The organism is Ruegeria sp. CG3 (assembly GCF_056537205.1).
The window spans coordinates 163,380-186,999 of the sequence record NZ_JBQFRC010000001.1; the positions used below are offsets into that span (position 1 = coordinate 163,380).

The following is a 23,620-nucleotide window of genomic DNA, read 5'->3' on the forward strand; positions in this document are numbered from 1 at the left end:
TCTGCCGATGTCTTTTGGGAGAATTTTCTTGGGCAACGCTCGCAATATAGCCTTCTGGGTCGTTCTCTTCCTGTTGATCCTTGCACTGTTCAATCTGTTCAGCGGACCGGGAGGAACCCTCCAGAGCAATGAAAAAACCTATTCGGATTTCGTAAGCGCCGTTGAAGCAGGCGACGTAAAAGGCGTGACGCTGGATGGTGAGCAGATCCGTTACACAACCAGTTCCGGCGGGAATTTCGTCACGATCAAGCCCGGTGATGCCGAAGTCACCAAGCTGCTGATCGAGAAAGACATCCCCGTGCGGGCGGAAAAGCAACAGCAATCGGGTTTCCAGTCTTTCCTGATCACGCTGCTGCCGTTCCTGCTGTTGATCGGTGTCTGGGTCTATTTCATGAACCGGATGCAGGGCGGTGGCAAAGGCGGTGCCATGGGCTTTGGCAAGTCCAAGGCCAAGATGCTGACCGAAAAGCACGGCCGCGTCACCTTTGACGACGTGGCGGGCATCGACGAGGCCAAGGAAGAGCTGGAAGAGATCGTCGAATTCCTGCGCAACCCGCAGAAATTCTCGCGCCTTGGCGGCAAGATCCCGAAAGGTGCGCTGCTGGTTGGCCCTCCGGGTACTGGTAAGACGCTGCTGGCCCGCGCGATTGCGGGTGAGGCCGGCGTGCCGTTCTTCACCATCTCGGGTTCGGACTTCGTGGAAATGTTCGTCGGTGTGGGTGCGTCCCGCGTGCGCGACATGTTCGAACAGGCCAAGAAGAACGCGCCCTGCATCGTCTTCATCGACGAGATCGACGCCGTGGGCCGCCATCGTGGTGCCGGATATGGCGGGGGCAACGACGAACGCGAACAGACCTTGAACCAGCTTCTGGTCGAGATGGACGGGTTCGAGGCAAACGAGGGCGTCATCATCCTGGCTGCAACCAACCGCAAGGACGTGCTCGACCCGGCGCTGCTGCGCCCGGGCCGCTTTGACCGTCAGGTGACCGTCGGCAACCCGGACATCAAAGGTCGCGAAAAGATTCTTGGCGTTCACGCCCGCAAGACGCCTTTGGGTCCGGATGTCGATCTGCGCATCATCGCGCGCGGCACACCCGGCTTCTCGGGGGCTGACCTTGCCAACCTTGTGAACGAAGCCGCGCTGATGGCCGCACGTGTCGGTCGGCGCTTTGTCACCATGGAAGACTTCGAGAACGCCAAGGACAAGGTGATGATGGGGGCCGAGCGCCGCTCGATGGTGCTGACCCAGGACCAGAAGGAAAAGACCGCCTATCACGAGGCCGGCCATGCCGTGGTCGGCATGACCCTGCCGTTGTGCGATCCGGTCTACAAGGCCACGATCATCCCGCGCGGCGGCGCGCTGGGCATGGTGGTAAGCCTGCCTGAAATGGACCAGCTGAACTATCACAGGGACGAATGTGAGCAGAAGCTGGCCATGACCATGGCGGGCAAGGCGGCCGAGGTCATCAAATACGGTGAAGACCACGTCTCGAACGGCCCGGCCGGCGACATCATGCAGGCCAGCCAATTGGCGCGGGCCATGGTGATGCGTTGGGGCATGTCCGACAAGGTCGGCAACATCGACTATGCCGAGGCGCATGAGGGCTATCAGGGCAACACGGCCGGGTTCTCGGTTTCGGCCCATACCAAGGAACTGATCGAGGAAGAGGTCAAACGGCTGATCCAGCAGGGATATGACCGCGCCCATCAGATCCTGACCGAACATAAGGAAGAATGGGAGCGTCTGGCTCAGGGTCTGCTTGAATACGAAACTCTGACGGGTGACGAAATCAAGCGCGTCATGAATGGCGAACCGCCGAATGAGAGTGACGACGAAAGCGACAAGTCCGATCACGGCAATGCCGCGAGCGTGACGGCGATTCCCAAGACCAAGGTCAAGAAGACCCCGCCCGAGGGCGGGATGGAGCCTGAACCTTCGGCATGATACAACAGACCCGGCCCCAGAGCCGGGTCTTTTCTTTTCGGCCTTTCCATCAGGGCAGCGAGCGTTAGGCTGCAGCGAACTTTGATCCGCTGTCGAAAGGAAATGGCATGCCTGTCCTGCGTGAAACCGAATTCAAGGCCCGGGTCGTCTGGTTGGGCCACGTTCCCGCCGGGCAATCCCTGCGGGCTCAGCCGGTGCCGCAGCTCGACCTTGGGTTCTCGGGCGACATTGGCGCGCGTCATGAAGGGCTCAATCGACCATCCTGCGTGCGGGTCAAGAACCTGTACCCGGAAGGCACCGAAATCCGTAACGTGCGACAGTTGACGATCCTGGCTGCCGAGGAAATGGCGGCCATTGCTTCTGACATTGGCGTGGACCGGCTGGATCCGGCCCTTTTGGGTGCAAGTATCGTTGTCGAGGGCATTCCGGATTTCACGCATGTTCCGCCCTCGTCACGGCTGCAGGCGGATACGGGATTGACCCTGACGGTCGATATGGAGAACCGCCCTTGTGTCCTGCCCGGACGGGAAATCGAAGCAGAGTCACCGGGGCACGGCGCCCGGTTCAAACCGGCCGCACAGGGCCGGCGCGGGGTGACCGCTTGGGTCGAACGGCTGGGACTTCTGAGGCTCGGAGACAGTCTGACCCTTTACGTCCCCGATCAGCGCGCATGGGATCCAAAACAGACGGTGGTTTCCGATTAGATACGTCCGAACAAGGCCTACGCCGTTTCGCGGCCTGAAAATGTCGGAATCCACATCCATTCAAACCGTACACAACGGTATGGATTTGACAGCACCGACGCGCGGCGTCGGTTTTGCACGGAATTCAATCAGGGATCTTGCCCAATGAGCTACAAATCCGACATTGAAATCGCTCGCGAGGCGAACAAGAAGCCAATCCAGGAGATTGGTGCAAAAATCGGCATCTCGAGCGACGACCTGCTGCCCTATGGCCATGACAAGGCCAAGGTAAGCCAGAATTTCATCAACTCGGTCCAGGGTCGCGAAGATGGCAAGCTGATCCTTGTGACTGCAATCAACCCGACGCCTGCGGGCGAGGGCAAGACCACCACAACCGTCGGTTTGGGTGATGGCCTGAACCGGATCGGCAAGAATGCGATGATCTGTATCCGCGAGGCCTCGCTTGGTCCGAACTTCGGCATGAAGGGTGGTGCCGCGGGCGGCGGCTACGCGCAGGTCGTTCCGATGGAAGAGATGAACCTGCACTTCACCGGTGACTTCCACGCCATCACCTCGGCCCACTCGCTGCTGTCGGCGATGATCGACAACCATATCTATTGGGGCAACGAACTGGAAATCGATACCCGCCGCGTCGTTTGGCGCCGGGTCGTCGACATGAACGACCGCGCCCTGCGCCAGATCACGGCCTCTTTGGGGGGCGTGTCGAACGGTTTCCCGCGTGAAGCAGGTTTCGACATCACCGTTGCGTCCGAGGTCATGGCGATCCTGTGCCTGGCCAACGACCTGAAGGATCTGGAAAAGCGTCTGGGTGACATCATCGTTGCCTACCGCCGCGACAAGACCCCGGTTTACTGCCGCGACATCAAAGCCGAAGGTGCGATGACCGTTCTTCTGAAAGACGCGATGCAGCCCAACCTGGTGCAGACGCTGGAAAACAACCCGGCCTTCGTGCATGGCGGCCCGTTTGCCAACATCGCGCATGGCTGCAACTCGGTCATTGCGACCAAGACCGCTCTGAAGGTGGCCGACTATGTCGTGACCGAGGCCGGTTTTGGGGCCGATCTTGGCGCCGAGAAGTTCATGAACATCAAATGCCGCAAGGCAGGCATTGCGCCGTCGGCCGTGGTGCTGGTTGCAACGGTTCGCGCGATGAAGATGAATGGCGGCGTGGCCAAGGCCGATCTGGGCGCGGAAAACGTCGACGCGGTAAAGTCGGGCTGTGCCAACCTGGGCCGCCACATCGAAAACGTGAAATCGTTCGGCGTGCCGGTCGTCGTCGCGATCAACCACTTCGTCACCGATACCGATGCCGAGGTTCAGGCGGTCAAGGACTATTGCGCCGAGCATGGGGTTGAGGCGGTGTTGTCGCGGCATTGGGAACTGGGCTCGGAAGGATCTGCAGACCTGGCAAAAAAAGTCGTTGAACTGGCTGATGCCGGTACCGCGAATTTTGCGCCGATCTACCCTGACGAAATGTCCCTGTTCGAGAAGATCGAGACCATCGCCAAGCGCATCTATCGCGCTGACGAGGTGTTGGCCGATGCCAAGATCCGCAACCAGCTGAAGGAATGGGAAGCCGCCGGATACGGCAACCTGCCGGTCTGCATGGCTAAGACCCAGTATTCCTTCTCGACCGATCCGTCGCTGCGCGGCGCGCCTACCGGCCATTCGGTTCCGGTGCGCGAGGTGCGCCTGTCAGCGGGTGCCGGCTTTATCGTGGTGGTCTGCGGCGAGATCATGACCATGCCCGGTCTGCCCCGCAAACCGGCGGCTGAGACAATCCGCCTCAACGACGAAGGGCAGATCGAGGGCTTGTTCTAAGCCGCTGAATAAGACATCTCGTGGTCCGGGGAATCCCCGGGCCATGAGGAGATTGCGATGCCCACTCTGACACTGCCGCAGGACTGTCATTCCATGCAGGAATTGCGGGTTCAGATCGACAAGCTGGACCGCCAACTGATCGAACTGTTGGCGACGCGCGCAACCTACATCGATCGCGCGTCCGAATTGAAACCGGGCGAGGGCCTGCCGGCCCGAATTCCCGAGCGTGTCGAGGATGTGGTGCAAAAGGTGCGTTCAAACTCGGTTGAGGTGGGCATGGACCCCGATCTGGCCGAAAGGCTTTGGCGCATCTTGATTGATTGGTCGATTGCGCGCGAGGAGAACGTGCTCGGCCCTGACTGAATGACCGGGCGCCCTTCGCGCCCGATCCGCTTTTTGAAAGAAGGGATCAAAGGATGGTAGCTCAAGTCATCGACGGCAAGGCCTTTGCGGCCAAGGTCCGCGCGCAAGTCGCCGATCAGGTTGCAAAACTCAAGGAAGAAAACGGAATCACCCCCGGTCTGGCAGTGGTCCTGGTCGGCGAAGATCCGGCCAGCCAGGTCTATGTCCGCTCCAAGGGCAAGATGACTGTCGAAGTGGGCATGAACTCATACGAGCACAAGCTGGATGCCGACACGTCCGAGGCAGATCTGCTGGCCTTGATCGAGAAGCTGAACAACGACCCCGCGGTGCATGGCATTCTGGTCCAGCTTCCGCTGCCCAAACATCTGAATGAGGACCTGGTGATCAACTCGATCGACCCGGCCAAGGATGTCGACGGGTTCCACATCTCGAACGTTGGTCTGTTGGGCACCGGTCAGAAATCCATGGTCCCCTGCACGCCGTTGGGCTGCCTGATGATGCTGCGCGATCATCATGGATCGTTGTCCGGGATGGATGCGGTGGTAATCGGCCGGTCGAACATCGTGGGCAAGCCGATGGCGCAATTGCTGCTGGGCGACAGCTGCACCGTGACCATCGCGCACAGCCGTACCAAAGACTTGCCCGATGTCGTCCGTCGCGCCGATATCGTCGTGGCCGCGGTGGGCCGCCCCGAGATGGTACCTGGCGACTGGATCAAGGAGGGTGCCTCCGTCATCGACGTTGGCATCAACCGGATCGAGCGTGATGGAAAAACCAAGCTGGTCGGCGACGTGGACTATGCAAGCGCGGCCGAGCGCGCAGGCGCTATTACACCGGTTCCCGGTGGTGTTGGCCCGATGACCATCGCCTGCCTGTTGGCCAACACTCTGACGGCCTGTTGCCGGTCGAACGGCCTGCCCGAGCCCGAAGGCCTGACGGCCTGACCACTGGCGGCCCTGGGGCGGAGCGTCCGCCCCGGGGCCAACGTGGGGATGAAACGACCCCCACTAGCACGCCGCAAACGTGTTTGATTGTCTGACATTTCGTGATAAGCTTGAGTTTCCAGCCGGTTACGAAGTGAATAAGTGGGCGTCTGAGGGACAAGGGCTGGGTCCCGAAAGGCTGCTCATTGATTTTGATATGTTGTCAAAACTGAGCCCATTCATTGCAGAATGCACGCCTCAGAGGGTGGTCGCCGGTATTCTGTTCGTCCCGTTGCTCGCCTATACTTTTCCACCGTTCCGAGAAATGGATCTACCCTTCTCCGTACGTCTGGCGTTCTGGGCAGGAGTGATGATTCTGGCGGTTGTGGCAACGTGGGGGTCTCGGCAGTTGGTGAAGGATCGTCTGGACCATGTCGGACTGACGGTCCGAGACGTGGCGTTTGCCTTGGTGATCCTTGTATTGTTCACGCCTGCGTTGTGGATCCTGACGTGGATCCTGTGCGCTGCCAGCGGCCACGATGCCCCCGGTTTGCTGGCGGTTGGCACCTACGGTGCGCTGTTTAGCACAGGTCTGGTTCTGGTCAGCAAAGGCGAAGCCCCGCCTGAAAATGACGAGGTCATCGAAGCAACCCAACCCCGTTTGGTGAGCCGCCTACCGGATGGGTTCCGTGGTGATATCCTGCGGCTAGCGGTCCGGGATCACTACGTTGATGTGGTGACCACCAGCGGAACCTATACGATCCGGTCGCGCTTTACTGATGCGATTGCTGAGATGGAGCCAATTTCGGGCCATTGTACCCACAGATCCCATTGGGTTACGGACGCGGCCATTCTGGAAATCCAGAAAAACAACGGCAAAACCTACCTGCGCCTTCGGAACGATGATCTGGTTCCCGTCAGCCGCAAATACAAACCCAAACTCGAAGAAGACGGTGTGATCTGAACCAGCTGTCGGCTAACGCGGCATCACCGTCAGCTGTGGCTGCGGGCCCGTCAGAATGGCACGGGCGTCCGGCTGCATCAACTGAGACAACGCGGTATCCGAGCTGCGCAGCCCTCCAGTATATGTCCCATAAGCCGGCATGATCACCCGACACCGGTCAAGCAAAAATGCCGGGCGCGAGATCATGCGGCCCGGCGCATTGAGCCGGACCTTGGGGTGAAAATGCCCTGAAACTTCGCCTTGCGCGTCGGGTTCCGCTATATGGCGGAAGACCAGCACGTCTTGGCTCCACTCGGCCAGATGGGTGCCGCTCAGCGCGACGGGACCCGGATCATGGTTGCCCTCTATCCAGATCCACAGCCGCCCGGCCTGCAGCGCAGAAATCTCGAGCCGATCTGCATCGCTCAGCGTTTCCGAGGCTTCGAGATCATCGAAACTGTCCCCCAAGCATACCACCGTCTTGGCGCCGGTCGTGTCCAGATCGGCGGCCAGCCGGGACAGTGTCTCTCGGTTGTCATAAGGGGGAAGGGCCGGTCCGCCCCGCCGAACGATCCGAGATGACTTGCCCAAGTGCAGGTCCGAAACACACAGAAGATCGTGCGCCGGCCACCAAAGTGCGCCCGATCCCATGGCGTGCAGCCGGGCACCCGCAAACGAAAATTCAAGGCTGTTCATGGTCCGTTCTTTGCCTGTCAGGGCGTGATTTGCAAGTCGTTTCTTCAGGCGGGTTCCAGGCCGGCCTCGCGCAACAAACGGGCGCTTTCTTCGGCCAGCAGCCGCTCTTCGGCCGCGCCCTTGACCGGAACCTTTCCCACCTCGAGCAGCAAGGGCGCCGCCAGTGGTGACACCCGGTCCAGCCGGATCAGGTCGATCCGGTCGCCGATGCGCGCGATCATGGCCTCGATCCGTCCGAAATCGACCAGCCCGCGCATGGCTTCTTCGCGGGTGATCTGCATCAGCAGGTGGTCGGGGTCGTATTTCTGCAGCGTGTCGTACAGGATGTCCGACGAAAAGGTCGCCTGCCGCCCGCTTTTGCGTTGGCCACCTGTGTTGCGCTCGATCAGCCCGGCGATGGTGGCCGAAGCGCGGAAGGTCCGTTTCATCACCGCGTTGCCCGCCAGCCAGTTGTCCAACCCGTCGCGCAAGGCCTCGATCTGGAACAGGGGGCTGGGATCGGTGACCGCGTCCAGTCCCCAGATCAGCGTGGCATAGTCGGTCGCGACAAAGCCCAGCGGGGCCAGCCCGGTTTCCTCCATCCGTTTGGTCAGCAGCAGACCCAGCGTCTGTTGTGCGTTGCGTCCGGCAAAGCCGTAGACGCACAGGTTTTCGCGGCCGTCATTGGGAAAGCTCTCGATCAACAGCCGGTCACGCCCGGGCAGCCGCGACATCCGGCGCTGCAGTTCCAGCCATTCACCCGTATGTTCGGGCAGTTGCGGCCAGCCGGGCTGTGCGAACATCCGCAGGATGCGGTCGCTCAGCTGGGTCGAAGTGGCGAACTTGGTGCCCGAGAAGGTGGCGATCTTGGGCTTTTTGTCCGCACGGCGCGTGACCTCGACAACCGTTTCGCGCAGCCCTTCATAGCGCACGATCTGACCGCCGATCAGGAAGGTGTCGCCGGGGGTCAGCGATGCGGCAAAGGCCTCTTCGACCTCGCCCAGGGGTTTGCCGCCCCGGTTGCGTTTCAGCCTGACTTTCAGGGTGTCGCTGTCCTGGATCGTGCCCAGGTTCATGCGGATGCGTTGCGCCGCGCGCGGGTCACGCAGCTGCCACAACCCGTCGGGGCGCTGTTGCAGGCGCTGCCAGCGGTCATAGGCCCGCAGCGCATAGCCACCAGTTGCGCAGAACTCCAGACAGGCATCGAAGGCCGCGCGGGACAGATCGGCATAGGGACCGGCCGAGGTGACCTCGGCATAAAGCGCATCGGCATCGAACGGTCCGGCGCAGGCCGCGATCAGGATGTGTTGGCACAAAACGTCACGCGGGCCGGGGCCGCGCGGCTCGCCGTCCAGATCGTGCGCGCGCGCGGCCTCCAGCGCGGCGACGCATTCGACCACCTCGAACCTGTTGGCAGGCACCAGCAGGGCCTTGGACGGCGCGTTGTAGCGGTGGTTGGCCCGCCCGATCCGCTGGACCAGGCGCTTGACGTTTTTGGGGGCGCCGATCTGGATCACAAGGTCCACGTCGCCCCAATCGATTCCCAGATCAAGGCTGCCGGTGCAGACGATAGCGCGCAGGTCGCCACGGACCATTGCCGCTTCGACCCGTTCGCGCTGTTGCCGGTCGAGGCTGCCATGGTGGATGCCGATGGGCAGGCCTTCGTCATTGGCCAGCCACAGGTTGTGAAAGAAGATCTCGGCCTGAGCGCGGGTGTTGTGGAAAATCAGCGTCGTTTTGTGCCGCCGGACCTGCTCCAGCACCGCCGGAATGGCATAGGCCGCGCCGCCCCCGGCCCAGGGCGGCATTTCGGCCGTTTGCAGCATGGCGATATCGGGGTCGGGGCCGGGGTCGGCCAGAACGATGTCGCAAGGGTCGGGGTGGCGGGCCAGAAAGCGCGCGATTGCGTCCGGGTCCTCGACCGTCGCCGACAGGCCCACGCGCCGCAGATCGGGGCACAGGGTCTGCAGGCGCGCAAGGGCCAGCATCAACTGGTCGCCCCGCTTGCTTTCGGCTAGCGCGTGTATCTCGTCCACGATCACGCGTTGGACGCCGTGAAACATGCGTGGTGCATCTTCGTAGGACGTCAGCAGCGCCAGGCTTTCCGGAGTCGTCAGCAGGATATGCGGCGGGTCCACGCGCTGGCGTTTCTTCTGTGTGGGGGTGGTGTCGCCGGTGCGATCCTCGATCCGGATCGGCAAGCCCATCTCGTCGGCCGGGCCGCGCAGGTTGCGCTTGATGTCGGCGGCCAGCGCTTTGAGCGGCGAGACATAGATCGTGTGCAGCCCCGCGTGCCGCCCCTCGGCCAGTTCGATCAGCGAGGGCAGGAACCCGGCCATCGTCTTGCCGCCGCCCGTGGGCGCGATCAACAGCGTCGCCGGGGCCCGCGCCCGGTCGATCATGGCCTGTTGATGCGGGTGGATGGACCAACCTCTGGCGGTAAACCAGGTGTCAATCCGGGCGGGAATCTGCGTCATATGCGCAGACTAGCCCGCCCGGTGACAAAGCGGAATGCGGTTTGGGCCCGTCTTACTTAACGATTTCCTCGTCCTTGACGAACATGTTCGCCCAGGCGCGGTCGATCAATTCCGGGCTCATTTGATAGGGGATGCCCTCGAATTCGCAGATCGAGATCATCTGATCGATCAGGAAGATCGGCTGATAGTTCGCATAGACATTGTTGATGGTCGGGTATTTGACCTTCAACAGATGTACCAGTGCGGCCTCGTCCAACGGAATGCCGCGCTTGCGGGCCACCATGGCGAAGATCTTCAGGAAGTTTTCCTGGTTCGGGCCGTCGATCTTGATCTTGAAGAAGATCCGGCGAAGCGCGGCCTGGTCGAAGATCTCGTTCGGGTGGAAGTTAGTCGAGAAGATGACCAGCGTGTCGAAGGGAACTTCGAACTTTTCACCCGACTGAAGGCCCAGAATGTCCTTGCCCTCTTCCAGCGGAACAATCCACCGGTTGATCAGGGCCTGCGGCGGCTCGGCCTGGCGGCCAAGGTCGTCCACGATGAAGATGCCGCCGGTCGATTTCAGCTGCAGCGGCGCCTGATAGGTGCGCGCCGTGGGGTTGTAGACCAGGTCCAGCATGCTCAGCGACAGTTCACCACCCGTGACCACCGTGGGGCGTTCACACTGGACGTACCGCGTGTCGAACCGCTTGCGGCGGCGCAGGCTGTTCGGGTCGTCAGCCTCTTGCTCGATCGCTGTGTGCACGATCGGGTCGTACACGGTAATCACCTGACCGGCATATTCGATGGCATACGGAACAAAGACGTTGTCACCCAACGCATCCCGAATTCCGTTTGAAATCGAAGACTTACCGTTACCCGGCGGGCCGTACATCAGGATCGAGCGACCGGCGCTGACCGCAGGGCCCAGGTGGTCAAGCAGGCTGTCCGGCAGGACAAGGTGCCCCATGGCGCCGGTCAGCTGATCGCGCGTGACTTGGATGTTCCGGATCGACTGTCGTTTGACCTGCTCGCGGTAGACCTCCAGCGGAACGGGCATGGCGCCAAAGTATTCGGATTGGCTCAGCGCGTCCAACGCCCGTGCCTTGCCGGCGTCGGTCAGTTGATAGCCCATTTCGTTGCCGCTGTTGGCGTTCAATGTCCCAGTCGCCTCAAGCAGCTTCTGTTCGCGGGCGATGTCGACCAATTCCTGCGTCACCGAACTCGGCAGACAGATCGAGGCGGCGATCTCGCTCACCGTGTCCACATTCTTGCGGAAAACGGTCTTCAGAAGGATGTCCCGCATCATAACAAGCGGAAGCTGCATTTCCCCCAGACCCTTCGGGGCAGGAGGAGCCATAACGGATGAGGTCTGCATGTTCATGAGCGCGGCTCGTCTATCCAGTTGTCAATCCTTGTGTCCCGAAAGGGACCACTTGCGGAAAATCTGGCGCAGCTTTGTGGCAGGACCAAGGCGCGGGCAAGGCGCAGACATGATGGTTTACGAGCCGTTAATTGCGCCCAAAATCAAATAGATGCCAAGACTCGCACCCAAGGCCAGCCCCATGGGGAATTTCTTGCCCTGATCCCAGCTTTCCCAGTTCGGGGCGATCTGGCGCAGGCGGGAGTATTTGGCCAGCCGATGGGTGGCAAACGCGGCCAGCGTCGTGACCATCAGAATCACCATCACCAGCAAGAAATCACCAACCCATACGAACGGAGCCGCAGCCGCGCAGAACTTGGCGTCGCCCGCACCCATGGCGCCTGCGGCATTGAGAAGAATGCCAAAAAAAAGCACGACCACCAGATGGAACAGCTGCCAAGCATAGACCGGCAGAGAAAACTGCAAAGGCCCGATGCTGGCCCCAACCCAATCGCCGGACCAAGGTGGCAGCACAATCAGCCCGACCACCACAAAAACCAAGGCCAAAGCTGTGACCGCATGGTTCTTGATCTTCATTTCCCGCATGTCGGTGAACGCGACATAGAAACAGATGGGCAGCACAAATGGTAGAAACCACTGGGCTGCCACTGCAGGAATTTCCATGCTTTATGCTTCCTCGAGCGCGCGGAGCGACCGAACCGCTTCGTCGAAATGCTGCGGATGGGTGGCGATGGCTTCCCGGAACAGGTTCTTGGCAGTGTTGATGTCACCGCGCTTCACGGCCGAGATGCCCATCGTGTTCAAGAGTTCCGCGCGTTCGGTCTGGGACATCGGGATCACCGGCATGGAGTAATTCCCCTGCGCCGAGCGGGCAAGTACCAGGTTGTTCTTCGCCGTGAACAATGAACTGTCTTGTCTGATGGCCTCGGTGAACAGGCGCTCGGCCTCGGAATATTGGCCGCGGGTCAACTTGGAATACCCCCAGTTGTTCATCACGCCGGCCGGCCGTGTGGTCAGCCCGATTGCGGTTTCATAGAACTGGTCCGCACGCTTCCAATCCTTGCTGGCGTCTGCCACCAAGGCTTCAAGCCGATAGCGTTTGAACGTCTCGTAGGTCGGGGGGATCTGGTCCAGCGCTGCCTTTGCCGCCTTCCAATCACCACTGCGGACCAACGAGTCCGCATAATCGACGCGATCCGCGTTCGTTGCACCGGACATCGCGGTCACGCGCTTCCAGGCGGCCGATGCTTCGGTGCTGCGCTTGGCGCGGGTCAGCGAAATGGCAAGGCCGCGCTGCAAATCGATCCGATCTGGATTCTTGCCGGCTGCTCCACGGAAATAGGTCACTGCCTCATTCGGGTCAGCCGCATTGAGCATCACGTCGTTGAGGTTCGTCTCATCGATGACGTTCACTTCCTGGAACGTGCGTTCGACTTTTTCTTCTTCGGTTTCTTTTGCGCATGCAGACAGGATCAGCCCGCACACGACGACTGTCGGAATCAGGAATTGTTGGCGCATTTTTGCGTCCCTTACTGCTCTTGCCTCTGTTACTGGTTCTTCCGCAGCAGGAAAGCTCCGTTCCCTTGCTGCTCCAGCGTATATTCTTGTTCTTGTGGTGTATTATTAACAGGATTTTCCATTTTTGCGAGCGCTAAGCGAAGATTGTCACGGATTGCGTCACTTTCGCCATTGTCCAGCGCATAGGCCCTTTGGAAGACCTGCGCGGCCTCGGCATACTCACCTTTTTCCATCAGCAGAACGCCGAGATTGTTCCACGCAACCGACCAATCCGGGTCTTCCTCGACCGCTTGTCGCAAGAGGGGTTCGGCTTGTCCCAGCCGCCTGAGGCCGAGATTGGCGGTTCCGATCGAGGTCAGGATTTCCGGGGTCATCCCTTCCGTCAGGGCCGCGCGGGTGAACGATTCCATGGCCAGTTCGTATTCTCCGGCTGCCATCAATCGGTTCCCGACAGCAATTTCGTCAATCGGCCCACCTTTGGGGTCGACGCCGGGGGCGAAAGGCCCGTTCGAAAGACTTGGGTCCGTACACGAAGCCACCACGGCAAGAACCGCGGTGGCTATCATCAGGCGGTGGAGCCCGAAGCGGGCGCACCGGTTGCATGAGGGCATGGGCTTATTGGCCTCTGTTACCGAACTCCATGATGCCTTTTGCCGAGGGACCGACCAGAATGATCAGCAGCGGCGGCACCGTCAGCATCATTGTGGCAAGGGTCATTTTCGTTGGCAACTTGTTCGCGGCTTCTTCGGCGCGCATGACGCGTTTGTCGCGCATCTCGCCGGCATAAACCCGCAGGGCGTCGGCAATCGACGTACCGAATGTGGCCGATTGAATCATCACCGTCACGAAAGAGCTCACATCTTGGACACCGCAACGCGTCCCGAAATCGCGAAGAACCTGATCTTTCTCTTTGCCGGCCTTCATCTCATAGGCCACGATCTCGAATTCCTGCGCAATATCGGGGTAGGAGGCCTTCATCTCGCCGGCCACACGCACGATCGCCTGGTCCAGAGACTGACCGGCTTCCACGCAGACCAGCATCAGGTCAAGCGTGTCGGGAAAGCCCGCGATAATGTTCTCTTTGCGCTCTTCGATCCGGCGCGTGATCCAGTATTTTGGAATGTAGTATCCGATGGCACCCGGCACCAGAACGCGGATCATCATTTGCTGACCGGTGAATTCCTGCCCGTTTGAAAACACGGTCACCAGGAGAACACCCAAAACGATCCCGGTGATCCCCAACGCAAATTGCGCAAAGTGGAAGAACCGAACGGAGTCTTTCGAGCGGTAACCGGCCTGGCGCAGCTTGAGCTCCATGGCCGAGTATTCTTCTTCATCTTTCGGCTCAAGGAAGGTCGCGAACTTTTCAAGCTGTTCGTTCCGGCCCGAGTTGCGCAACTGATCCTTCTTGCCGCGCTTTTCCTTTTTAGGCGCAGCGTTTGCACGCTGCAGCTTTTTCAAGGGATCTTCCGGCTGGTTCAAAAGGATCGGAATGGTCACCAGGACCATGAACAATCCCAGCACGCCGACGACGATCAGCGGGCCGAACTCGCCCAATTGATCCGTCAGCATGTCGTTGATTTGGGTCAGAAATTCCATGGTCGTGCCCTCAGACCTTGATGTTGGTGAGAATGCGCATGACGATCAGGTTCAGCGTCAGCATGATCCCCACGACAAAACAGGCGGGAATGAACCATTTGTGGTCCAGAACCGAGTCATAATACCCGGGGTCCTTGACCAGAATGAAAACCAAGCAAAACAGTGGGAACCCCGACAGGAACTTGCCCGACCACTGCGCCTCGGCCGTGATCGCCTTGACCCTGCGGAACAGACGGAACCGTGCACGGATCACCTTGGCAAGCCCGTCAAGGATCTCGGCTAGGTTGCCGCCCGACTGCTGCTGGATGCCAACGGCGACCGCGAGAAAGCGCAAATCCTGCATGTCCAGACGTTCGGCCATGTCCTTCAACGCCTCGCCCACGTCACGGCCATAGGCGCATTCGTCGGCAATCACGCCAAATTCGGTCGCAAGCGGATCCTGCACCTCGTTCGCGACGATCTGGATCGTCGAAACGAACGGGTTGCCGACCCGAAGTGAGCGCACCATCAGTTCCACGGCATCGGGCAACTGCTCTTCAAGCATGCCCATGCGCTTCTTGGCCTTGTGATTGACCCAGGCATAGACAGCGCCGATACCGATTGCGATCGACAGAGCTGCCCGCAGGATTGTGTCGGTTCTGGTGCCGATGCTCAGGCCCATGAACGCGACCACGGACACCAGTGCCATGATCATGACCAGTTGCCGCGGGCTGAAGGCAATCGCCGCCTTCTGGGCCTTGTCGGCCAACAGCGAGTAGAGCGGAATGCTCTGCGACTTCATGTGCTGCTGCATTTCCTTGCGCAGCTGCTCCAGAACCTGTTCGCGCCCGACGCCTTTGTCGATCATGTCCAGACGGCGATTGACGCGGCTGTTCAGGCTGATGGATTTGCCGAAAGCCACCAGATAGATACCTTCGACCAGCGCCAGAACCCCGACGAAGATCGCGACATAGATGAGCGCCTCGGTTGGCAGTTGCATGCCCTGATCTCCTACATTGTCGTCGGTTCGTAGATCGATGCGGGCAGGTCATACCCCCACAGACGGAACCGTTCGGAATAGTGGCTGCGAACGCCGGTGGCCGTGAAATGACCAATGATCTTATTGTCGGGCGTCAGGCCAACTCGTTGGAATTTAAAGATTTCCTGCATCGAGATTACGTCACCTTCCATCCCGGTGATCTCGGTGATCGAGGTCATGCGGCGCGAACCATCCTGCAGACGGCTGGCCTGGACGATCAGGTTCACAGCGCTTGCGATCTGGCTGCGTACGGCCTTGATCGGCATTTCGATCCCGGCCATCGCGATCATGTTTTCAAGTCGCGAGATACCGTCACGGGCCGAGTTGGCGTGGATCGTGGTCATCGAGCCGTCATGGCCAGTGTTCATGGCCTGCAGCATGTCGATCACCTCAGCGCCGCGCGTTTCGCCCACGATGATGCGGTCAGGGCGCATCCGCAGAGCATTTTTCAGACAGTCGCGCGGGCTGACCTCGCCTTTGCCTTCTACGTTGGGCGGGCGGCTTTCCATCCGGCCCACATGGGTCTGCTGCAGCTGCAGTTCCGCCGTATCCTCGATGGTCAGAATGCGTTCTGCGTCATCGATGAAGCTGGACAGCGCGTTGAGCGTGGTCGTCTTACCCGAACCCGTACCACCAGACACGATGATGTTCAGACGAGTGGAGACGGCGGCCTGAAGATACGCGGCCATTTCTTCGGTAAACGCGCCGAAATTGACCAGATCGTCGATGCCAAGCTTGTCTTTCTTGAATTTCCGGATGGAAACCAGGGACCCGTCCACCGCGATCGGTGGAACCATGGCGTTGAAACGAGACCCGTCGCGCAGACGGGCGTCAACATAGGGGTTGGATTCATCGACCCGGCGACCAACGGCGGACACGATCTTGTCGATGATCCGCATCAGGTGCTTTTCGTCTTTGAACGATACGTCGCTCAGTTCGAGCTTGCCGAAGCGTTCAACAAAGATCTGATGCGGGCCGTTGACCAGAATATCGCTGACAGAGTCGTCTTGAAGCAGTGTTTCGAGCGGACCCAGACCGGTAACTTCGTCGTACAATTCCTTGTTCAACTGGGTCCGGTCTTCGCGATTGAGAACGATGTTCTTGGCTTCCAGAACCTCGCTCGCGATCGCGCTGATTTCGGTGCGCAGTTCGGCTTCGGCTGCGTTTTCCAGAGCCGCCAGGTTCAGGTTTTCCAGAAGTTCCCGATGCAGCTCGATCTTGATTTCACTCAGCCGTTCCTTGCGCTTGCGTTCGCGGTCGTTGCCCTTGGCTTCCGCGGCGGTTTTGGCCACCGGTTTGCGGGCAATCGCGGTGGACGGCGAGGGGGCAGCTGCCGGAGCAGCCGGGGCTTCGGCGGCCTTGGGGGCTTGCGCAGGGGTCGCAACCGGCTGCGCACCTGATGGTTTTTTGTAACGTGAGAACACGGCGGTTTCTCCCCCTAATAGCCTTCGTTATGCCGCTTCGGCGCTGTTGCTGCCGAGGCTGTGCAAGGATTGAGCCAGCTTTGCGATTTCGCGGCGAAGAGGATTCTTGCCGGCCGAGCTGGCCAAAGGCAGACCATGGTCGCCGCTTTGCATGACCGGCTTGCCGCCATCCGGCAGTTGCAGGTCGATTGAGATTCCCAGGCTTTCACCCATGCGCTTGACGCGGCTTTTGCCGCTCAGGTCCGTGAACTTGGGTGCGCGGTTCAAAGCAAAGCGAAGCTTGTTGAACGGCAATTCCTCGGCTTGAAGGGCACGTTTCAGACGCAACGCGTTCTGAGCGGACCGCATATCCAGTTCGATCAGAGCAAAATAGACATGCGCGGCCTGCAAAACGGTCTCGGACCAGTGCACCAGCGTCTTCGGCATGTCGACCACGACATAGTCGTAGTGCTTGCGGGCCATGTCGATCACCCGCTGGATGTCTTCGTGCGTGAGAATATCCAGAGGCACCATGTCGGTCGGGGCCGTCAGGACATCCAGCTTCTCGTCGAATGTCTGCAGAGCCTGCCCAAACACTTCGTCATCCATGGCCACGGTGTCCGACAGCATTTCGAACACGGTTTCACGGCGGGGCAGGTCCAGATAGGTCGAGATGGTTCCGTATTGCAGATCCAGGTCGATCAGGCAGACCTTGGGTGCATCCTTTTGCGATACGGTTGCCAATTCCCAGGCCAGGTTCACGGCCAGAGTCGTTGCACCGACGCCGCCGGCCAAGCCCTGAACAACAAACAAAGCGCCTTCTTTCGAAGCTCCTGAGGCCAGCGGGACGGAAACCTGTTGCGGAGTCACGACAGGTTCGGGCGCATTCATGCGGTCGATCGCTTCCTGCAGTTCGTTCTCGGGAAGAGGGTAGGGGACGAATTCATCGGCACCCTTGCGCAACAACTGATGAAGCGCGGCGGGGGTCACGTCCTCGGCAATCAGGACAACTTTAATCTTCTTTTCCTTGGCTTGGGTGATGATCTCACCCATCAAGGTCAGATTGTCCTCGTCCTCACCGTCGATCGCGAGGGCCACGAATTGAAGCGACTCGGCTTCGGGCTGGCTGAAAAAGGCAAGGGCTTCGGCAAAGCCAAGGTCACCCCAGCGCTCGCCCAAAGCGGCTTCCATGTCCTCGATCAACAGGTCGAAGTTCTGGACATCTCGGCTGATGGTACAGGCCAGAATGCCGGTGTCGTCATTTTGCGGCGTTGCGCTCGTCATTAACACAATCCTCGTCGTGAGAGCGCAGCAAACGTCGATACAATACCAGTCCGTGTTTCAGCTTGCTGTCGCCCTAAGCGGTCAATTCTGGCCGCAGGTCACCCAATTGTTCACAATGTTGCGTGGAAGTGGGGCAAGAATTGGGCGCAAAAAAACCAATTGTAGGGAATTGGGCGACGATGCCGCCCAATTTCTGATTATTGTTCGCTGGTGTCGCCGATGGCCGTTTCGCGGCGCAGCTGGCTCTTGAATGTCGCGCTTTCGATGTACTCGCGATAAACGAAGTCAGCATACTTGCCATCCAGGATGTTGGGATGGCGATCGACCAGACCCGACACCTCGGTAACGGTGCGGCGGTTGCGGCGATCCCGATTGGGCGTGGCCACCAGTGGCTGCGTTTTGCCATACGAAACAACGGCTTCCAGACGCGAGCGGGAAATACCCTGTTGCGCGAAGAAGTTGACGACCGCTTGCGCGCGGCGCAGACCCAGACTGTTGTTGTAGGATTGGGATCCGACGGCGTCGGTGTGGCCGTACACGCGGAAACGTGCTTCGGGGAACTGTTTGATCCAGTTCGCCTGATACAGCAGAATCTGGCGTGCTGCCGAATCCAGCTGCGCACTGTCGAACGCAAAGTTGATCTGGGTCGGAACCTCGGCAGCGAATCGCTGCGCCAGGATCTGGCCATAGGTCAACTCGCCGTTCATGACCTGGATGTTGTTCAGCGTTGCGTTGCCGAATGCGCCCTGGTCCACTTCATAGCCGGCCTCACGGGTACAGCTGGCGACAGCGACTGTAAGACCCAGTGTGATGATCCACTTCTGCATTGGTCTGTCCTCCCTATCAATCCAGGACGTAGCCGTAGGAGTTGCCAAAGTCCTGCTTGGCGACTTCCGATGCGGCTCCATTGCCAACCCGTTCCGTCCGGGCAGTTCTGCCGTTCATGAACAGGTCGAATTCGCTGGGCGGCTTCACGCGGTCGGTCGGCAGCGCCAGGGCTTCGCCACGGGTCGGGGAAACCAGATGCGCGGTGATAATGATCACCAGTTCGCTCTGCTCGCGCTGGTACTCCGCGCTGCGGAACAATGCACCCAGAACAGGTACGTCACCCAACCACGGGATTTGGTTGCTCAGGTCGGTAAAGTCGTCCTGAATCAGGCCGGCGATCGCAAAGCTCTCACCATCTCGCAGTTCGACCGTTGTGCTGGTCTGGCGCGTGATGAAGCTGGGGACCGTGTCACCGTTGATGGTGAAGTTCGAGCTGGTGTCGATACTGGACACCGCCGCCGCCATCTCAAGGTTAATCAGGTCACCGTCGACGACGCGCGGAACGAAGTCGATTTCGACACCGAAAGCCTTGTATTCAATGGCAACCACACCGTCATCCTGAGGAACCGGAATCGGCACTTCACCACCGGCGAGGAAGGTTGCCTCCTGCCCGGACAGTGCCGACAAGTTGGGCTCGGCCAGGCTACGGGCCAGGCCCTTGGCTTCCAGCGCTTCCAGCAGCAGCCGGACCTGGGTGGAGCCTGCGCCAAAGCCGAACAGAATCGCGCCAGTGTTCGACTGAACCGCCGGGATGTTGTTGGCCAACGCGTTGCTCAGGGACAACTGGTTGTTCAGCGTGTTGATACCACCGGTCGCGTCACCGCCGGAAAAACCAAGCGAGGCGGACAGGTTCTTGGCGACCGACCGGTTCATCTCGGCAAAGCGGACTTTCAACATGACCTGCTGTACGCCGCCGACATTCATCAGGTTCGACACACGCTCGGGCGCATAGCGCTCGGCCAGTTCCAGAGCACGTGCCAGTTTAGCTGCGCTGGAGACCGTGCCCGAGAGAACGATGCCGTCATTGGCGGTCCGCACTTCGATTCGCTCATTTGGCAGAATCTGGCGCAGGCGCTCTTTGAATTCGGTCACATCGGGCGCAACGCGAACGCGGACGTTCGTGATCAGGTTTCCGGCGCCGTCAAATAGTGTCAGCGTCGTCATGCCTGGCGCTTTGCCCAAGACGTAGATTGTGCGGTCCGAAAGCGACGAGATGTCCGCAATGCCTGCATTCGCGATGCTGAGCTCCGCAAACGGCTGTTCGCTTTCAACCACGATGGCGCGGTTCATGGGCACATCCAGCGTTTCCGCCGTGCCCTTTTTCACCACGCGAAGATTTTGGGCCCAGGCGGAATCGCCGACCGGGCTCAGAACTAGGGCCAACCCCAAAAGGGTCGAACCAATCAAGGAACGTATTGTCATGTGACCTGCCTCTCCGATCACCACTCTATTTTTTTGGGTCTTATGCCCTATGGTGATGAACTCTGCGCGAATTCCGGATTTATTGCAATAATCAAGGGTTTCTGGAATTTTCCTTATGTGGACAATGCGCAACAACCCAAACGAAACGAGCCGCGCATCATGCGCGGCTCGGGCATGGTAACGCTCTGAATGGGCGTCAGTTTGTGCAGGGGATCGGGGTCTCGACGATCTGGTCGCCGCGGCGAGTCCGGATGGTGCAGACCTTCTCGGCCTCTTTCTTCGGCGCGGGGGCCGCTTCTTCGATTCCCAACAGTTTGCGTTGGTCAACCTCGATCGCACTTGCGACGGTTTCATCCTGAACCCCGACCAACGCCAGAGACAGGCGTCCGGTGTTTTGCGCCTGCGCCAGGGCCGCGATCTGTTCCGGGGTGGCGGCGACGGTGACGGTCCGGGCAATGGTTGTGCCGGTGACATCCGATCCCGCCGTCTGATCGACGGCGATCAACTCGATATTGGTCTGGATCAAGCGGGTGATTTCCCCGTTTGCCCCTTCGACCGCGCTGCGCAGCGATCCGGTCCAGTACACATCAACAACGTCGCCGGGGCGAAGAAAGCCCGAAACGCCCGAGGCAACATCAACACTGATGGCGAACGCGCGCATACCTTTTTCGAGGCGCGAGGTCAGGCCGGCCAGCTCACCCGGACGGGTGATCTTGACCTCCATGATGGCCTCGTCCTTTTCCATGGTGCGCAGAACAAAGCGTTCATTGTTGCCGGTTTCCGGGAACAGGGCCGTCATATCGGTGAACGACCCCTCCGGAACAGCATTCTCAGGCCATTCCACGACGCGCACATCTTCCTGGGTCAAACGCTCACCGTATTTCAGAGGACGCTCAGAGACGATCACGCCGACGGTCGGAACGACGTCGACCTTGGCGTTGGCAAGGGCCTCTTCGGCCATCTGCCGTTCACGCGCCAGGGCGTTCTGATACTCGGCAATATAGTTGCGGGCCATATAGACCGCACCGCCAGCCAAGGCGACCCCGACGATCAGGACAAGACCAAATACAGCTCGCATGCGTATACCTCTTTATTGCTCTGGCCGGACCTGTATCGGTCCGGGCAGGACATTGAAACAGCATATTTCCTAAATCGGAATTGTGTCGAAATGTGGGACAAATGGATATTTTTCGTTGTTTTATTGGCACAGAACGTTGCGAACGAGCATCTCGTGACGTGGCGTCTGCTGTATCCCAGCATGGGTTGTGCGGTGCGGAGAAGGCAGGGGGCAAACGCGAACAACCGCGCCCGGCTGGCGCGGTTGTCATGTGGCCGGTTGGCCAAGTTCCCGAAAATCAGTTGCCGCCGGATCCGTTCGATCCACCGGTGATGATCCCGCCAACGGCCGTGTTGCTGTCGCCGGTGCTGATGCTGATCGCCGAGTCGGAAAGGGCCGCCTCAACATCGTCGGCCAAGCCCTCGGTCCCGCCTTGGATCAAAGCGTAGGCAATCGCTGCCAGGCCGGTGACGGCTGCGGTCAGTACCACCCAGTCGACGGTGATCGCACCGCTATCATCTTTTTTGAAGTTCCTGATGAACTTGATCATTTCGCGTCCCTCCTGACAGAGTGATTCCGCCCAGTTCCGGTTTCTGATGGCGACCAGAATTCTCGCGGGCACCTAAAAACTAATTATCAAAGACTTAAACGCGTCGCCGTGGCGGAATTTAGGCCAAACGTGGGCCATGCTTGGCCCGGCGCCCGAAATCCGATGCGCAGCGTCTGTCTTGCTTCAAAGGAAAAGGCCGCGCCCTCAGGCGCGGCCTTGTATCCCGATTGGGATGAAGTCAGCTTAGTTGCTGCCGGCGGTGGTGATACCACCAGCTGCCGAGTTCGAACCGGTGCTGATCGTTGCGCTGGTCAGGGCGCTGGAAACGTCGGTTGCCAGGCCGGTCGCGCCGCCTTCGATCTGCTGGTAAGCAACGGCTGCCAGGCCAACAACGGCTGCGGTCAGAACGACCCAGTCAACAGTTACGGCGCCGTCTTCGTCTTTGCGGAAGTTCTTGATGAACTTGATCATGTTACGTCCCTCCTAAAGGATCAAAAAGTCAATAAAACCTCGGGGTCTTTCAGAGCGTCATCTCTCAGTCGGCTCATGACCGTCTCGGTATGGCACTATGTTTGCCCCTCGTGCGTGGCAGGAATTGGGCCAAACAACGAATTTTTTGCCTCAGGCTTAACTTTTTGGTCACTAATCTGGTAATCTATTGAAATAAATAATAAAAAATTTCCCACACCAACCCGCTGTGCTGTTTCGGCGGTGCAAAATTGCGCCAAATGAGGCAAAACCGCCCCAATTCGCTTTGTTTTTCTGGCCTTGCGGGAAGATTCGCGTATCAAATCAACTCAAAAGAACAGATGAGGCAGGCAGAAATGATTTTCCGGGACGCACTGACATGCGCCGGCGTTTTGGCGTTGCTGGTTGCCGTGGCGGCTCCGGCACCTGCTGCGGATATCGAGCCACGCGGCGTTTACAAACGGATCAAGGCTCCCAAAGCGGGGGAACGCCCGCGAGTGACGGTTCAGATCAGTCCGCAAGAACACGCATCAGCACCTTCAGCGCCCAGCACGGGCCCCGATTTGGTCGTGCCCGATATCATAGCCCGGACCAAAGTCCCTCCGGCGGCCTTTCCGGACATAATGAAGAAAAAGACCCCTGAGGGCGCGTACAAGGCGTTCTGGGAAAAGGTATCGCCGGATATGACCCGAGCCGGCCCCGGCCGCCTTGACGAAGCCCTGCAGGCTTTGGCGGCGACCCAGATTTCATCTCCGCGGCTGCAGAACCTTCAGAAGATCGTCGAGCAGCGCGGGGTCGATATTCTCCGTACGACCGTAGGAACAAAAGTGTCGCCAGCGCTGGTCCTTGCGGTCATGTCCGTTGAATCAGGCGGTCGCCCCACTGCCGTCAGCTCCGCCGGAGCACAGGGTTTGATGCAACTGATGCCTGCCACAGCCAAGCGGTTCGGCGTGACCGACAGCATGTTGCCGGAACAGAATATCGCCGGCGGCGTGAAGTACCTCGATTGGCTGATGGGTGAGTTCAACGACGACCCGATTCTCGTCCTGGCGGGATACAACGCCGGTGAAGGCGCGGTGCGAAAGCACAATGGCGTCCCGCCTTATGCTGAAACGCGCGACTATGTCCCCAAAGTTCTAGCCGCCTTCCAGGTGGCCCGAGCGTTGTGTGCCACTCCTCCGATGCTGATTTCCGACGGGTGCGTCTTTCAGTCCATGAATTGAAAAAGGCCCGCCGATTGGCGGGCCTTTCGGTTTCTCTGT

At 59.6% G+C, this 23,620-nt stretch carries 22 protein-coding genes; 7 read left to right on the forward strand and 15 right to left on the reverse strand.

Annotation, left to right across the window (positions count from 1 at the left end; all coding sequences use genetic code 11):
- Nucleotides 1-28: 28 nt before the first annotated feature.
- The 6 genes from ftsH to ACR0NB_RS00790 all read left to right on the forward strand — a co-directional run bounded on the left by ftsH (nucleotide 29) and on the right by ACR0NB_RS00790 (nucleotide 6,720).
- Nucleotides 29-1,945, forward strand: coding sequence for an ATP-dependent zinc metalloprotease FtsH (gene ftsH, locus ACR0NB_RS00765; protein ID WP_093962771.1), 1,917 nt, complete (start codon nucleotides 29-31; stop codon nucleotides 1,943-1,945).
- 107 nt (nucleotides 1,946-2,052) lie between these two features.
- Complete coding sequence (locus tag ACR0NB_RS00770) at nucleotides 2,053-2,649, forward strand: MOSC domain-containing protein (protein WP_480774703.1); 597 nt, start codon at nucleotides 2,053-2,055, stop codon at nucleotides 2,647-2,649.
- A 144-nt stretch (nucleotides 2,650-2,793) separates the two neighbouring features.
- A complete protein-coding gene (locus ACR0NB_RS00775; RefSeq protein WP_480774704.1) occupies nucleotides 2,794-4,470 on the forward strand; it encodes a formate--tetrahydrofolate ligase in 1,677 nt (558 codons plus the stop codon).
- Between the two features lie 57 nt (nucleotides 4,471-4,527).
- Complete coding sequence (locus ACR0NB_RS00780; RefSeq protein ID WP_170435317.1) at nucleotides 4,528-4,833, forward strand: chorismate mutase; 306 nt, start codon at nucleotides 4,528-4,530, stop codon at nucleotides 4,831-4,833.
- Nucleotides 4,834-4,886: 53 nt separating this feature from the next.
- Nucleotides 4,887-5,777 carry a bifunctional methylenetetrahydrofolate dehydrogenase/methenyltetrahydrofolate cyclohydrolase FolD gene (folD, locus tag ACR0NB_RS00785; RefSeq protein ID WP_480753781.1) on the forward strand — a complete coding sequence of 297 codons (891 nt, stop codon included), beginning with the start codon at nucleotides 4,887-4,889 and terminating at the stop codon, nucleotides 5,775-5,777.
- Nucleotides 5,778-6,126: 349 nt separating this feature from the next.
- On the forward strand, nucleotides 6,127-6,720 hold the full coding sequence (locus ACR0NB_RS00790; protein ID WP_480774705.1) for a LytTR family DNA-binding domain-containing protein: 594 nt from the start codon (nucleotides 6,127-6,129) through the stop codon (nucleotides 6,718-6,720).
- Nucleotides 6,721-6,732: 12 nt separating this feature from the next.
- Here the strand turns inward: ACR0NB_RS00790 and pdeM are convergent, their stop codons facing one another.
- The 15 genes from pdeM to ACR0NB_RS00865 all read right to left on the reverse strand — a co-directional run bounded on the left by pdeM (nucleotide 6,733) and on the right by ACR0NB_RS00865 (nucleotide 22,361).
- Nucleotides 6,733-7,395, reverse strand: a complete 663-nt coding sequence (pdeM, locus tag ACR0NB_RS00795) for a ligase-associated DNA damage response endonuclease PdeM (protein WP_170358170.1) — start codon at nucleotides 7,393-7,395, stop codon at nucleotides 6,733-6,735.
- 44 nt (nucleotides 7,396-7,439) lie between these two features.
- On the reverse strand, nucleotides 7,440-9,851 hold the full coding sequence (locus ACR0NB_RS00800) for a ligase-associated DNA damage response DEXH box helicase (protein ID WP_480774706.1): 2,412 nt from the start codon (nucleotides 9,849-9,851) through the stop codon (nucleotides 7,440-7,442).
- 52 nt (nucleotides 9,852-9,903) lie between these two features.
- Complete coding sequence (locus tag ACR0NB_RS00805; RefSeq protein ID WP_093962764.1) at nucleotides 9,904-11,211, reverse strand: P-loop NTPase family protein; 1,308 nt, start codon at nucleotides 11,209-11,211, stop codon at nucleotides 9,904-9,906.
- A 117-nt stretch (nucleotides 11,212-11,328) separates the two neighbouring features.
- Nucleotides 11,329-11,874, reverse strand: coding sequence for a prepilin peptidase (locus tag ACR0NB_RS00810; RefSeq protein WP_480774707.1), 546 nt, complete (start codon nucleotides 11,872-11,874; stop codon nucleotides 11,329-11,331).
- A 3-nt stretch (nucleotides 11,875-11,877) separates the two neighbouring features.
- A complete protein-coding gene (locus tag ACR0NB_RS00815; protein ID WP_170358176.1) occupies nucleotides 11,878-12,729 on the reverse strand; it encodes a tetratricopeptide repeat protein in 852 nt (283 codons plus the stop codon).
- 29 nt (nucleotides 12,730-12,758) lie between these two features.
- Complete coding sequence (locus tag ACR0NB_RS00820) at nucleotides 12,759-13,340, reverse strand: tetratricopeptide repeat protein (protein WP_170370881.1); 582 nt, start codon at nucleotides 13,338-13,340, stop codon at nucleotides 12,759-12,761.
- A 4-nt stretch (nucleotides 13,341-13,344) separates the two neighbouring features.
- Nucleotides 13,345-14,328: a type II secretion system F family protein gene (locus ACR0NB_RS00825; protein WP_093962760.1), complete on the reverse strand. Its 984-nt coding sequence runs from the start codon at nucleotides 14,326-14,328 to the stop codon at nucleotides 13,345-13,347.
- 10 nt (nucleotides 14,329-14,338) lie between these two features.
- Nucleotides 14,339-15,307 carry a type II secretion system F family protein gene (locus ACR0NB_RS00830; RefSeq protein WP_093962759.1) on the reverse strand — a complete coding sequence of 323 codons (969 nt, stop codon included), beginning with the start codon at nucleotides 15,305-15,307 and terminating at the stop codon, nucleotides 14,339-14,341.
- Nucleotides 15,308-15,318: 11 nt separating this feature from the next.
- Nucleotides 15,319-16,770, reverse strand: coding sequence for a TadA family conjugal transfer-associated ATPase (locus ACR0NB_RS00835; protein ID WP_170390647.1), 1,452 nt, complete (start codon nucleotides 16,768-16,770; stop codon nucleotides 15,319-15,321).
- Nucleotides 16,771-16,797: 27 nt separating this feature from the next.
- Nucleotides 16,798-18,033 (reverse strand): CpaE/TadZ family protein, encoded by a 1,236-nt coding sequence (locus tag ACR0NB_RS00840; RefSeq protein ID WP_093962757.1) that lies wholly within the window; start codon nucleotides 18,031-18,033, stop codon nucleotides 16,798-16,800.
- A 197-nt stretch (nucleotides 18,034-18,230) separates the two neighbouring features.
- A complete protein-coding gene (locus ACR0NB_RS00845; RefSeq protein ID WP_093962756.1) occupies nucleotides 18,231-18,860 on the reverse strand; it encodes an OmpA family protein in 630 nt (209 codons plus the stop codon).
- 16 nt (nucleotides 18,861-18,876) lie between these two features.
- Nucleotides 18,877-20,283 (reverse strand): type II and III secretion system protein family protein, encoded by a 1,407-nt coding sequence (locus ACR0NB_RS00850; protein ID WP_093963039.1) that lies wholly within the window; start codon nucleotides 20,281-20,283, stop codon nucleotides 18,877-18,879.
- Nucleotides 20,284-20,479: 196 nt separating this feature from the next.
- Nucleotides 20,480-21,361 (reverse strand): Flp pilus assembly protein CpaB, encoded by an 882-nt coding sequence (gene cpaB, locus ACR0NB_RS00855; protein WP_093962755.1) that lies wholly within the window; start codon nucleotides 21,359-21,361, stop codon nucleotides 20,480-20,482.
- 277 nt (nucleotides 21,362-21,638) lie between these two features.
- Nucleotides 21,639-21,890, reverse strand: coding sequence for a hypothetical protein (locus tag ACR0NB_RS00860; protein ID WP_170337531.1), 252 nt, complete (start codon nucleotides 21,888-21,890; stop codon nucleotides 21,639-21,641).
- 243 nt (nucleotides 21,891-22,133) lie between these two features.
- On the reverse strand, nucleotides 22,134-22,361 hold the full coding sequence (locus ACR0NB_RS00865) for a Flp family type IVb pilin (protein WP_093962753.1): 228 nt from the start codon (nucleotides 22,359-22,361) through the stop codon (nucleotides 22,134-22,136).
- A gap of 338 nt (nucleotides 22,362-22,699) precedes the next feature.
- On the opposite strand from ACR0NB_RS00865, the gene ACR0NB_RS00870 reads away from it, so the two are divergent.
- Nucleotides 22,700-23,581 carry a lytic transglycosylase domain-containing protein gene (locus ACR0NB_RS00870; RefSeq protein ID WP_254430689.1) on the forward strand — a complete coding sequence of 294 codons (882 nt, stop codon included), beginning with the start codon at nucleotides 22,700-22,702 and terminating at the stop codon, nucleotides 23,579-23,581.
- The last annotated feature ends 39 nt before the right edge of the window (nucleotides 23,582-23,620 follow it).